This is a genomic window from Thiomicrorhabdus sp. 6S3-12, from assembly GCF_017571475.1.
Classification (GTDB): Bacteria; Pseudomonadota; Gammaproteobacteria; order Thiomicrospirales; family Thiomicrospiraceae; genus Thiomicrorhabdus.
Genome location: NZ_JAGETW010000001.1, coordinates 412600 through 425794, shown reverse-complemented (window position 1 = coordinate 425794; position 13195 = coordinate 412600). Strand labels below are relative to the sequence as shown.

Annotated in this window: 9 protein-coding genes; 4 read left to right on the top strand and 5 right to left on the bottom strand. The window is 50.3% G+C overall.

The features are described 5' to 3' along the window. Nucleotide 1: 1 nt before the first annotated feature. The 5 genes from J3999_RS02000 to J3999_RS01980 all read right to left on the bottom strand — a co-directional run bounded on the left by J3999_RS02000 (nucleotide 2) and on the right by J3999_RS01980 (nucleotide 4738). A complete protein-coding gene (locus tag J3999_RS02000) occupies nucleotides 2-1258 on the bottom strand; it encodes a hypothetical protein (protein ID WP_208126309.1) in 1257 nt (418 codons plus the stop codon). Beyond that, on the bottom strand, nucleotides 1255-2004 hold the full coding sequence (locus J3999_RS01995; protein ID WP_208126308.1) for an outer membrane lipoprotein-sorting protein: 750 nt from the start codon (nucleotides 2002-2004) through the stop codon (nucleotides 1255-1257). The genes J3999_RS02000 and J3999_RS01995 overlap by 4 nt, the downstream gene beginning before the upstream one ends. A gap of 19 nt (nucleotides 2005-2023) precedes the next feature. After that, nucleotides 2024-3265 carry an ABC transporter permease gene (locus J3999_RS01990; protein ID WP_208126307.1) on the bottom strand — a complete coding sequence of 414 codons (1242 nt, stop codon included), beginning with the start codon at nucleotides 3263-3265 and terminating at the stop codon, nucleotides 2024-2026. Continuing rightward, nucleotides 3262-3969 carry an ABC transporter ATP-binding protein gene (locus tag J3999_RS01985; protein ID WP_208126306.1) on the bottom strand — a complete coding sequence of 236 codons (708 nt, stop codon included), beginning with the start codon at nucleotides 3967-3969 and terminating at the stop codon, nucleotides 3262-3264. The genes J3999_RS01990 and J3999_RS01985 overlap by 4 nt, the downstream gene beginning before the upstream one ends. 199 nt (nucleotides 3970-4168) lie before the next feature. Further along, on the bottom strand, nucleotides 4169-4738 hold the full coding sequence (locus J3999_RS01980) for a DUF3365 domain-containing protein (RefSeq protein WP_208126305.1): 570 nt from the start codon (nucleotides 4736-4738) through the stop codon (nucleotides 4169-4171). A 253-nt stretch (nucleotides 4739-4991) separates the two neighbouring features. On the opposite strand from J3999_RS01980, the gene J3999_RS01975 reads away from it, so the two are divergent. From J3999_RS01975 to gap, 4 genes are all read left to right on the top strand, one after another. Next, nucleotides 4992-6224 carry an efflux RND transporter periplasmic adaptor subunit gene (locus J3999_RS01975; protein WP_208126304.1) on the top strand — a complete coding sequence of 411 codons (1233 nt, stop codon included), beginning with the start codon at nucleotides 4992-4994 and terminating at the stop codon, nucleotides 6222-6224. Further along, nucleotides 6221-9418, top strand: coding sequence for an efflux RND transporter permease subunit (locus J3999_RS01970; protein ID WP_208126303.1), 3198 nt, complete (start codon nucleotides 6221-6223; stop codon nucleotides 9416-9418). The genes J3999_RS01975 and J3999_RS01970 overlap by 4 nt, the downstream gene beginning before the upstream one ends. Nucleotides 9419-9867: 449 nt before the next feature. Continuing rightward, the gene (tkt, locus tag J3999_RS01965) at nucleotides 9868-11856 is read left to right on the top strand and encodes a transketolase (RefSeq protein WP_208126302.1); all 1989 of its coding nucleotides are present in this window, start codon (nucleotides 9868-9870) and stop codon (nucleotides 11854-11856) included. 218 nt (nucleotides 11857-12074) lie between these two features. Next, complete coding sequence (gene gap, locus J3999_RS01960) at nucleotides 12075-13076, top strand: type I glyceraldehyde-3-phosphate dehydrogenase (protein ID WP_173286431.1); 1002 nt, start codon at nucleotides 12075-12077, stop codon at nucleotides 13074-13076. Nucleotides 13077-13195 lie beyond the last annotated feature (119 nt).

The following is a 13195-nucleotide window of genomic DNA, read 5'->3' as shown; positions in this document are numbered from 1 at the left end:
TCTAAAAATACCAGCGCCAGCGTAATTCGACTTTGCGGTCACTCAGTTTTTCAGCATATTCGCTCCAGCGGCTTCCCTGCAGAAAACCCGCTCTTAAACGCAATTCATGATTTTTCAAAGGGATATAGACCCATTCCGGGGTTACGGCGCTGCTGTGGTCTTCCGGGTTGTAGAAAAGCGTGAGCGCGGCATTGAGATACACTATGTCCAGCCAGTCTTTGAGGCTGGCGCGCAGATAAAGACTGTTGCGTCCGGCATTGCTCAGGCCGTAACCGGCCGCTCTTGCCTGTTGCGCCAGTTGCAGGTCATTTAGGTCTTCGCTGGCGGCCAGTTGATAGAAGGTGCGCATTTCATCGGTACTGTAGGCTTGAGGCTGATGCAGCCATTCCAGAATCCAGGTGATTTCACGGCTGTCCAGATAGCGTAAACCGATCAGGCTTTGGAATTCGGAGTCGCTGCGGTTTTGTAAGACTCCATCCATCAGCAGAGGGCGCTCCACGGCTTCGCGCCAGACAAAGTCACCGTGCACTTCGAGATTGCTGCTAAGGTTACTGGCAAAACTGATTCCCAGGGAACTCTTGCTCTCCGAAGAACGGCTCAGGTAAAAATCGAGATCGGTCATGTCGATCAGCAGTGAAAGCTTGGCTGCCATTAAAAGCGTGTCGCTGTCGTCCAGGTCGCTGTTGACGGCTTCACTTATCGGCAGGGCGTACAGGCCGCCGCTGATATTTCGGATTGATCCGTTAAGGCTGTGAGTCCATTCCGAACCGAGCATGACATAACCTTCACGGTTAACCTCTGGGTCGTCCGGGTTTTTGGGGCGTTCGATAAAGCCAACCGGGTTCCACGCATAGCCTTTTCCCCATTTGACTGCTTTTTTGCCTATGTCGAATTGCCATGAGGTTGTCGGTTGAAGTTGCCAGTAAAGTTCCTGAATGGTGCGATCGTTCAGCGTTTGCAGGGTGTCGTGCTGATAGTTGCCCAAGCCGCGGAAGCTGATGAGACTGTTGTCGAAACGATACAGGCCGTTCAGTTCCAGCTCTCCGTAGTATCGCTGAAAGTCCTGCGGTGATTGATCGCGAAAGCTTAAACGGCTCAAGGCTGCGTTTTCGTCGACTTGCAGATGTGTTGTCATCAGGTCGGCATGACCGAAAAACTCATACGGCTTTTTCTGATAAGCCTGAAGGTCGAAACTGAAATCTTCCGCCTGACTGTTGAATGCCGTCAGGGCGATCAGCAGTGCAAGTGCAAATCTCATTCTCTAAGCTCACCGGCCTTGTCCATATAATTCAGCGAGAAAACCTCATCATTGAATTCGCGCGGCTTGATGCCGTCAAACAGCATCACCGATTTGTAGCCTTTATACAGAGGGCTGTCGGTTTCCAGCATGGCCGGGCGGATATAGCCGTTACCGAAGTCCTTGATTTTGCTGTAGTGCAGCGTTTTGATGAGCATGCCGCTGGCCGAATAGGCTTCGATTTTCAGTGGTGTTTTGTATTCTTTGTCGACCCACATTTTCAGCTGGTCATAGGCAACGCTGCGGCTTTTCGCTTTCAGGGTCAGCAGGTAGTGCTGTTCTTCTTCGAACATCTCCGTGGCGTCGTATTCGACACTGTAGTCGAGTTGCAGAATGTCGGAGTTATTGAAAACGCCGCCGACTACCGACTGCAGGCTGGTAATGCGCAACGGCTTGCCGACATTGGGAATGTACAGCCACATATTCTCGCCGATACGCAGGCTGGAACGTCCGCGCTCGCTGGCCGGGTCGAGGAACAGTGCCAGCATTTTATCCTTACCCTTTTTGACCGTGTACAGCACAAAGGATTTCTGTTTGCCGTTCGGTTCGATATTGATCAGCTTGCGGTACATTTCGTAGCTTTGCGGCTGCAGGCGTTGGTCGACTTCCAGCAGTAGTTCGTTGGCCGCAGTGGAATCCTGCGCCTGAACGGGAATTAAACTTAAGCTGCTTGTGAGCAGCAAAAACGGGATGAGCAGAGATTTCATCGATTGGGCTCCGTACAGGTTAAACTTGACGCAAAGCATCGACCGGGTTCAGTTTGGACGCTTTCCAAGCCGGCTGTAAACTGGCGATTACGGCGGCGGCGATGACAATCAGCGAGGCGAAAAGAACGTCCTTGAGTGCCAGTTGCGGATCGAGAATCAAGCCGCTTTGGCGGCCGAATGAGAAGCTCAGTTCCGCCTGTTGCAGGCCGAAAATCACCAGCGCACTGATCAATACGCCGATCAGCGCACCGGCGATACCGAGCAATAGCCCTTCGGTAATGAACAGTTTGAGGATGGTTCCCGGCTGGGTGCCCATTGCCGCCAGAGTTCCGATTTCTCGGACGCGTTCATAAACCGCCATAATCATGACGTTCATTACGCTGATAAGGACGATCGCTACCAGCATAATCTTGATAAACAAAGTCATCAGATCAATCATATTGGCGATGTTGGAGAATGGCGAAAGTTTTTCCCAGCTGTGAATTTCGAAAGCCGGTTTGCCCTGTTGATTCTGGAGCGTGCCGAGGGTTTGTTGCAGTTTTTGCAGTACCGCTTTCTGCTGCTCGGGCGATTTGAGGCGTATGGCAATTTCGCTGATTTCATTACTCTCCAGACGAAGCAGTTCACGGGCATCGTCGAGGTGCAGATAACCGTCGCGACCGCCGGGTCCGGAAAGCCCTTCAAGGATACCGGATACTTGAAAATTCATGCCGTTGACCGAACCGTCGCGGTTGGTGGCGACAAGCACAATGGAGTCGCCGACTTTAACCTTGAGTCCTTTGGCGATCAGTTCGGGAATCAGTATCTTGCCGGGTTCGACCAGTTGTTGCGGTTGCTCGCCGAGGATGCGTCCCGGTAAGTCCGGGCAGGCCTGAATTTCCCTTTCCGGCAGAACGCCGTTGAGGCGGATATTGGTGGTTTCGTTAAAGTTGCTGAACATCGCACCGAATTTCAAACGCGGTGACCAACCCTCGATTTCCGGAATGGCGTCGAGTGCTTCTTCGGCTTTGTCCACCATTTTCGGTTTCATATTCATGGTCAGCGGCAAGCTGTCGATGGAGGATACATAGCCTTTTTTGTGAATCTGCAGATGGCCGAGCATTGAGTCGGTAATTTGCCCGATCATCATATTTTTAAAGGAGCCAGAGGTGCTGATGAACAGTAGCATGGCTACCACCCCAAGCGTAATCAGTAGGGTGGTCAAGAGCGTTCGACGCTGATAACGCCAAAGGTTGCGTCCGGCAATGCGTAGGATTTTCATTCGCGCTCTCCTTCGGCTGCTGTTTGTCGATGCTCGCTGATTTCACCGTCTTCGAGCATAAACAGGCTTTCGGCTGCATTCATGATTTTGTTGTCGTGTGTCGAAAAGATAAAGGTGGTGCCGAAATCGTCGCGCATCTGTTTCATCAGATCGATAATCCGGAAAGCGGTTTGATGGTCGAGGTTGGCGGTGGGTTCGTCGGCCAGAACCAGTTTGGCCTGAGAAGCGAGTGCCCGGGCGACGGCAACCCGCTGCTTCTGTCCGCCGGACAATTGGCTTGGAAATTTGTTGGCCTGTTCGGCTATGCCGACCGCTTCCATAAGGGTTTTAACCCGTTGCTGGCGTTTGGCCAGCGGCCAGTTCTGAACCATCAACAGCGGATATTCGATATTTTCGGCCACGGTCAGAACCGGAATCAGATTGAAGTCCTGAAAGATAAAACCGATATGCTCGCCGCGGAATTTAGCCGCCTGTTTGCGGTTGAGGGTGCTGATGTCGGTATTATTGATCAATAATTTTCCGTCGCTTGGCTTGTCCAGTCCGCCGATCATATTGAGTAGTGTACTTTTGCCGCTGCCGGAGGGGCCGACAAAAGAGACAAAGGAACCCTGTTTGATATTAAAGTTGGCGTTGCGGATTGCGGTCACTTGCTGTTCGCCAACCAGATAGCGTTTTACCAGATTGCTGGCTTGTACAATATCCATCGATATCTTCCTAAAGAGAGGCTGTTTTGCGGTTATATGAAACCGATTTAATCACACGCTAATGGGAGGGGGAAGCGGAAACTTGAGACGGGTGAGGGTTTGATGATTCTGGATAAGATTTATAGGACATATGTATTGCAGACGCAAGCGAATTTGCTCGCTTGAATCTGACTTTTCAGACGGATGTCCGGTCCTTGGATCAGTTGGCCGTTTTCTGGAAACTGAAGGCTCCGCGAATATCGCCTTCCTTGAAGCCGGTCGCCTTATCGTTAGGGTACAGTTGCGCCAGTTTGGCTTTGACGCCGTCTGGGATCTGTTGCGCCGAGCCGTGACAGGTCAGGCACACGCCGCCGGTCATGACCGGTTTCATATAACGGATGGTTTCTTTGCCATCAGCTTTGACGATTTCGAATTTTTCCAGTGTTTTCGGGCTGACACCGGCCGCGATCTGTTCTTCAAACCATTTCAGCGTTTGCGTTTCCCAGGCGTCAGGTGTGGCCGTTGCGCCGCGCGGTTTCAGGCTGACGCGGTTGACGTTCCAATCGTGTTTTTCGCTGACGGCCTTGGCAATGGCCGGCGCTTTGGTGTTACACATTGCAACCGCTTCGATCGGGCCGCCGGCTTTCATCGCGCCCTTTAAGGCCGGTTTAAGTTGTCCACCGAACTCTTTAGCCATCTGACGCGCTTCTTGCAGGTCGCTATTTACTGCGGATGCATGTGCATTGAGAGTCAGGCCGCCGATTAATGCGGTAAGCAGAATTTTTTTCATGTGAAGGTCTCCTGGTGTGTATATTTATTGGCTTATAAGAAAATCTAATAAATGGATATTAGCAATCTCTAATAAAAAACTCAATGTCTTGTTCATTACTTTTTGTTATGGTTTGTTTATGCTTACGCGTGTCGATTTTTACGTAGAAATCAGGCATGATTAGCCGATACTTAAATTCCCTTAACAGACAACATTCAATTAAACGGTGAACGCATATCCGTCGGCGTTTGAAGAGCTTGAGGCTGCAAAACACATGAACAAACTGGTTAAACGACTGATTCCGATTCTTCTTGTTGGCGTTGCCATTGCGCTTTTTATTTATATGAAAAACTCCAAACCGCAACAGCCGCCGGTTGAGGTGAAAGAGAAAGTGTGGATGGTTAATGGTGTCTCGGTATCGCTGGAGAATCTGTCTGCGGTGCAGACCTTATATGGCGTGGTGGAGTCGAACGCTTTGGTTAAAGCGTCGGCACCGATTTCCGCCGTGGTGGAAAAGGTTGCAGTTCTGCCGGGGGATGAGGTTAAGAAAGGAGAACTGCTGGTTGCGCTTTCTTCCGAAGATTTGCGTTTGCCGGTGGATCAGGCACGCGCCGATGTGGCGGATGCCAGAGCGCAGCTAAAACTGCAGCAGCTGACCATCAAAGCCAATCAAAAGCGTTTAGTGCACGAACAGAAAGTCTTGTCTTTAAAGCAGGAGGCTTTGCAGCGCGCAAAAACCTTGTTGCAAAAGAATCTGGCGTCGCAGTCGGTTGTGGATGCCGCTAAGGAAGCGCTCGTCAAACAGGAGTATACGGTAGTCGGCGTGCAGTTGGCGGTAGAACAGAGCGATTCGCAAATGTCTCAGGTTCAGGCGCGTTTGCAAAAAGCGCAGGCGGCATTGGATCAGGCTAAACTCAATCAGCAGCGCGGAGTAGTTTACGCGCCATTTGACGGGCGCATCGCAGAGGTGAATGTCAGTGCCGGTGACCGAGTCAATGTCGGGTCGCTACTGGTTAGCTTTTACGCGCTGGAGAGTATGGAGCTGAAAGCGAAGCTGCCGGTGAGCAGTCTGGCGCAGGCGGAAAAAGCGCTTTTGTCGCAACAGAGTCTGATTGCCGAATACGAAATCGCGGGCAGCCCGTTGCAACTGAATTTGTTGCGTTTGGCCGGTGAGGCTTCAACCAGCGGCGTCGATGCGTATTTCTCCATGCCGGATGCTTTGCACAGCAAACGTCCGGGAGAGTTGATGGAAGTGTATTTTAAAGGTCGGGCAATGCATCAGGTGGCGGCGGTTCCTTATAGCGCGATCTACGGCAATGATCGGGTTTATTTGATTGAGGACGAGCGTCTACGTTCGATTAAGGTCGAATTGAAAGGTGAGGTGATGCGCAATGGTAAATTGATGGCCTTGATTGGTTCCGCCGAATTACAGGATGGCGTTAAGGTGCTGACGACGCATCTGCCGAATGCAATTAATGGTTTGAAAGTGTCTGAGGTGTCGCAATGAGCGATAAGGAAACGCTAAGCCAGGCATCGTCCCCGCGCGAGGATGATATCGATCACGATTTCGAAATCCCGGAGAAACGCTTTAAATCGCACGGTATGATCGGGGTTTTTGCGCGCCATAAAGTGGCTCCGAACCTGTTGATGCTGGTAATGATTCTGGCCGGGATCGTTGCTCTGATGAAGTTGAATGTACAGTTCTTTCCGAATTTTGAGTTGGATTATGCATCGGTACGCGTTGTCTGGCCGGGGGCGAACGCCGAAGATGTCGAAAAAAGCGTAACCGACCCGATTGAGCGGGTGCTGCGTAATCTGGATAACCTCGACGAGATGAGTTCAACCTCGGCACAGGGGCTGTCGACGGTTACCCTGAAATTCAAGCAGGGAACGGACATGATCGAGGCGATCGATCAGATCAATCAGCGGGTCAGCGAATTGCGCAACTTGCCGCAGGATATCCAGGTGCCGGTGATTGAGCGGATTATCCGTTATGAACCGGTTGCACGTCTGCTGGTGATCAATCAGAACGGCTCGCTTGAAGAGCTTCGGCCGCTGGTGCGCCGATTCGAGCGGGAGCTTCTCGATCGCGGGATCGATAAGATCAGTTTTACCGGTCTGCCGATCGAAGAAATGTCGGTGGAAGTTTCGCAGCAGAAGCTGGAACAGTATCAACTCTCTCTGGAAGGGATCGGTAATCAACTGTCGTCGATGAGTCGCGATTATCCGGCCGGGACTGTCGGGGATGACGACAGTGTGCGCGAGTTGCGCGCTTTGCAGCAGAAGCGCGATGAGATGGCTTTTGCGCAGACACCGATAGTGACTTCGAATCTGGAGAAGATCACGCTCGGGGATATTGCCGAGATTGACCGCCGCCCACAAAAAGATGCGCCTTATATTATGGTGGACGGTTATCCGGCAATCGAAATGCAGTTGCAACGAGCGGAAAGCGGCGATACGTTGAAATCGTCGAAAATCATGCAGGAATGGCTGCTGCAAACCGAGCCGCAATTGCCACAGGGCGTCGAATTCAAGGTATATGACGAGACCTGGTCGCTGGTTAATCAGCGGATTATGCTGCTGGTCAATAACGGGGTTGGCGGGCTTCTTCTGGTGGTCTTGATTCTGTATCTGTTTATGAACGGGCGGGTTGCCTTCTGGGTTGCGGTCGGGATTCCGGTTTCATTTATGGCTACGCTGATGATTCTGTATCTGGCCGGTGGATCGATCAATATGGTCAGTCTGTTCGGTCTGATTATGGCCTTGGGGATTATCGTCGATGACGCCATAGTGGTCGGGGAAGACGCGCTGGCGCACCACGAGCGCGGCGAGCCGGCATTACAGGCTGCAGAGGGCGGCGCACACCGTATGCTCGGGCCGGTAACGGCATCGTCGCTGACAACCGTGGCGGCTTTCCTGCCGCTGATGATGATCGGCGGAGAAATGGGGAATATTCTGTTCGCCATTCCGTTGGTCATTATTGCGGTGATTTTCGCCTCTTTGCTGGAGAGCTTTACCATTCTTCCCGGGCATCTTCGTCATGCCTTGCATAAGGTGGAGCCGGCCAAAGACGGTTCGGTGCGCCATAAACTGGATTCGGCAATCGATCATTTCCGTCATCACCAGTTCCGTTCGGTTATTCGCTGGTGTCTGGCGCACCGCAGTATCACCATCAGCAGTGCTCTGGCAATGATGATTTTTGTCATTGCTTTGCTGGCGGGCGGGCGCTTAGGTTTTGTTTTCTTTCCGTCTCCGGAATCGACTAAATTGTCGGCGGATGCGCGTTTTGTTGCCGGTACCCCGTCGGATGTTTCCAGTGATTATGTCGAAAAGCTGTATCAGGCGTTATTGGAGACTGAGCGCGAACTGGAACCGGGAATTCTCAAAGTGGCCGTGGTGCATTACAACAAAACTTCACGCCAGAGCGGCCCGAACTTTTCCGGGATTAATATCGAACTGTCGGAGCCGGATCAGCGCAAGACGCGTAATGCCGAGTTTATTCGCGTCTGGCAACAGAAGGCGGGAACCGTTCCGGGGTTGGATGTATTGACTATCGAAGCGCCGCGAATGGGGCCTCCAGGGAGTGATATCGACATTCGTTTAACGGGTGCCGAACCGCAGAAGCTGAAAGAAGCCTCGATTGAGCTGCAGGAGGTGCTGACGCAGATTCAAGGCGTAAGCGCGATTCGTGACGATCTTCCGTTCGGGCGCGATCAGCTGCTGTATGAATTGACCCCGCAGGGGGAAGCGCTTGGCTTTACTTATCTCTCTTTGGGACGTCAGTTATCGGATGCGTTCTCCGGTCGTCTGGTGCAGATTTTTACCGATGCCGAAGATGAAGTTGAGGTGAGGGTTCAGTATCCCCGCGCGCAACAGGCTACTCTGGGAACCTTGAATTCGATGCAGGTTGTTGCGCCGAACGGTGAACGGGTTTCTTTAAGTGTTGTCGCCAACTGGGAAACGCAGCGCGGTTTCGATGTAATGCGCCATGTTGACGGTCTGCTGGCGGTAACCGTGATTGGTGAAGTAGATAAAACCGTAAACAACGCCAACCGTATTCTGGAAACGTTGCAACAGACGACTCTGCCGGAGTTGCAGGCTAAATACGGCATTAGCTATTCGCTTGAAGGGCAGAATGCCAATCAGGCGGAGGCGATGAATGATATGAAGATCGGTCTGCTGATCGGGTTGTCGATGATTTATATTGTTCTTGCCTGGGTGTTCGGTTCTTACGGATGGCCGCTGGTGGTGATGATGGCGATTCCTTTCGGTTTGGTCGGCGCGATCCTGGGACACTGGTGGATGGGAATCGATATGACGATTCTTTCCCTGTTCGGCTTTTTCGGTCTTTCGGGGATTGTGGTCAACGACTCGATTATTTTGGTCAGTTTCTACAAACAGTTGCGCGCCGCTGGTCTGGCGGTGAATGAGGCTCTTGAAGAGGCTGCGGTGCAAAGGGTGCGGGCGGTGTTGCTGACTTCTCTGACCACCATCGGCGGTCTGACGCCTTTGCTGTTTGAAACTTCTTTGCAGGCGCAATTCCTGATACCGATGGCGACGGCGATCGCGTTCGGTTTGATGTTTTCGACGCTGTTGATTCTGCTGGTCTTGCCGGCCATGCTGTCTATTTATGAACAGTTTTTATTGAAAGCGCAAGGGAAAAGTCATCAGATGCACCCGCAGTCGGCATCAGCCGGTTGAACCGGTGTCTGAGTTCGGGAAATGAGTGCGGGGCGGCAAGCCCTGTTGCATTGGTAGTTTAAACAAGCCCTGAATCAGCGGTTTTGCAGCCGTCTGTTTCAGGGCTTTTTTATTTATGGTGGGGCGAAGTGAGGACGTTTTGTCATCTGCCGTTCATCATTTAGTCATTTAACGGGAGCATAATGAGGGCTGTTTTTTCATAAGAATGGGACGCACCCTGAAAGTTTAGTCGGTCTAGATGGCTGATTTTTAATGAATTTTACTAAGGGATAAAATCTACTGAGTTGTTTGCATTAATTAAGAAAACTTGATGATTGACTCAATTTGAGAGAGAATATGCGTCCAAATTTATCCTGTGGTCAGCCTAGAGATCTTGAAAATCTCCGTGAAACTCTTTTAAACAGGCACCGCAATAACCGAATTTTTTCTATAAAAATTGAGGAAAATCTATGGCAACTCGTAGAGATCTAGCTAACGCTATCCGCGCTTTAAGTATGGACGCGGTTCAAAAAGCCAACTCTGGTCACCCAGGTGCACCGATGGGTATGGCGGACATCGCTGAAGTACTGTGGAATAGCCACATGAAATTTAATCCGACCAACGCTAAGTGGGCGGATCGCGACCGTTTCGTACTATCCAACGGTCACGGCTCAATGCTTATTTACTCTCTACTTCACTTGACTGGTTTCGACCTGAGCATGGATGACATCAAGCAGTTCCGTCAGCTACATGCTAAAACTGCGGGTCACCCGGAATACGGTTATGCAGATGGTATCGAAACAACGACTGGTCCTCTAGGTCAAGGTATTACTAACGCTGTAGGTATGGCGATCGCTGAACGTACTCTAGCGGCTCAATTCAACAAGCCTGGTCACGACATCGTTGACCACCACACTTATGTATTCATGGGTGACGGTTGTTTGATGGAAGGTCTTTCACACGAAGCGTGTGCAATGGCCGGTACTCTAGGTCTTGGTAAGCTTATCGCTTTCTGGGATGACAACGATATCTCTATCGACGGTAACATCGGTGACTGGATGGAGAAAGGTGTTCCTGGTCGTTTCGTATCATACGACTGGCACGTTATTCCTAATGTTGACGGTCACGATGCTGACGCGATCAACGCGGCAATCGAAGAAGCGAAAAAAGTTACTGACAAGCCTTCATTGATCTGTACTCGTACTGTTATCGGTTACGGTTCTCCTAACAAGTGCGGTACTTACTCTTGTCACGGTGCGCCACTGGGTGACGATGAGATCGATCTAGTTCGTAAAGAGCTTGGCTGGAAAGCTGCGCCTTTCGAAATTCCAGAAGATATCTACGCTGGTTGGGATCATAAAGAGCAAGGTGCTAAAGACGAAGCGGAATGGAATGCTAAGTTTGAAGCTTACCGTGCGGAATATCCTGCTGAAGCAGCGGAATTCGAACGTCGTATGTCTGGTGAACTACCAGCTAACTTCGAAGTTGAAATGGATGCGTTTATCGCGGCAACTCAGGAAGAGTCTCCTAAGCTGGCTTCTCGTCAGGCTTCTCAGAAAACAATCGAGAAACTGGGTGAAATCCTTCCGGAAATGTTCGGTGGTTCTGCTGACTTGACTGGTTCTAACCTGACTAACTGGTCGAAGATGGTTAAGGTCAACAAAGAAAACGCCAACGGTAATTACCTGTCATGGGGTGTTCGCGAGTTCGGTATGGCTCACATGATGAACGGTATGGTTCTTCACGGTGGTTTCAAAGTATTCGGTGGTACTTTCTTCATGTTCATGGAATTCATGCGTAACGCTCTACGTATGTCGGCTCTAATGAAGATCGGTACGATCTATGTTTACACTCACGACTCTATCGGTCTGGGTGAAGATGGTCCTACGCACCAGCCGGTTGAGCAGATGGCGACTATGCGCGTTATCCCTAACTTCCAGACTTGGCGCGCTTGTGATGCGGTTGAATCTGCAGTTTCTTGGAAAGTTGCCATGATGCGCGGTAACGCTCCGACGGCTCTTGTCTTCTCTCGTCAGGCGCTAACGCCTATGGCTCGTACTGCAGAGCAGGTCAAGCTGATCGAGAAAGGTGGTTATGTACTGAAAGATTGCGAAGGTACGCCAGATCTAATCATCATCGCGACTGGTTCTGAAGTTGGCCTGGCGGTTGAATCTGCAGAAGCTCTAGATGCAAACGTTCGCGTTGTTTCTATGCCATGTACTGATGCGTTCGACGAACAAGATCAAGCGTATAAAGACTCTGTTCTTATCCCTGGTGTTAAGCGTGTTGCGGTTGAAGCTGGTATTAAAGACTGCTGGTACAAGTACGTTGGCCTAGACGGTGATGTTGTCGGTATGACTACTTTCGGTGAGTCTGCTCCGGCTGAAGAACTGTTCAAAGAGTTCGGCTTCACTGTTGAGAACGTTGTAGCAACGTGTAATAAAGTTCTAGGTAAATAATTCATCTGCTGGAGCGGCGACTTCGGTGTTGGGCTTGGCAGTCGTGTATTTCAATGCACTCCTGCAGCCCGCCTGGAATTCGCCAGCTCTAGCAGCGAATTAAGAATTTAAAGTTGGTGGATGATTTTGAAAAACAAATTGTCGGCTAACAAACACTTTTTATTTTAAAGAAAGAAACCACGCTAAATTCAGTGTGGTGTAATTTGGAGAAAACGATAATGACAATTAAAGTTGGTATCAATGGTTTTGGCCGTATCGGTCGTATGGCTTTCCGTGCAGCGGCTAAAGACTTCCAAGACATCGAAGTTGTAGCAATCAACGATCTACTAGATCCTGAGTACCTGGCATACATGCTTAAGTATGACTCAGTACACGGTCGTTTCGACGGTACTGTTGAAGTTAAGGACGGTAACCTAATCGTTAACGGTAAAACTATTCGTATCACTGCTGAGCGTAACCCAGCTGACCTTAAATGGGACGAAGTTGGTGCGGATCTAGTTATCGAATGTACCGGTTTCTTCCTAACTGAAGAAACTTGTCAGGCGCACATCGATGCAGGTGCTAAGAAAGTTGTTCAGTCAGCGCCTTCTAAAGACGCTACTCCAATGTTCGTTTACGGTGTAAACCACAACGAATACGCTGGTCAGGCGATCGTTTCTGCAGCTTCTTGTACGACTAACGGTCTTGCTCCAGTTGCTAAAGTTCTTAACGACAACTTCGGTATCAAGCGTGGTCTTATGACGACTGTTCACGCTGCAACTGCAACTCAAAAAACTGTTGACGGTCCTTCTATGAAAGACTGGCGCGGTGGTCGCGGTATCCTAGAGAACATCATCCCTTCTTCTACTGGTGCGGCTAAAGCGGTAGGTAAAGTACTACCTGCTCTAAACGGTAAACTAACTGGTATGGCTTTCCGTGTACCTACTTCTGACGTTTCTGTAGTTGACCTAACTGTTGAACTAGAAAAAGAAACTTCAATGGAAGACATCAAGGCTGCTATGAAAGCGGCTTCTGAAGGTGAGCTAGCTGGTGTTCTTGGTTACACTGAAGAAGCTAACGTTTCTACTGACTTCCGTGGTGATTCTCACCCATCTATCTTTGACGCAACTGCAGGTATCGCTCTAGATCCTACTTTCGTTAAAGTAGTTGCTTGGTACGACAACGAGTACGGTTACACTTGTAACATGATGCGTGTTGTTCGTCACGTTGGCTCAAACTAATTTAGTTTGAGTTCGCCCAGTAGTGGGTGATTTCTTTGTTAGACCTGCCAGTCGTTTACTACAGTAAACTCCTTCGGTCTGCCTTGAACTCACCTCACTATTGAACGAACGTGTTGATT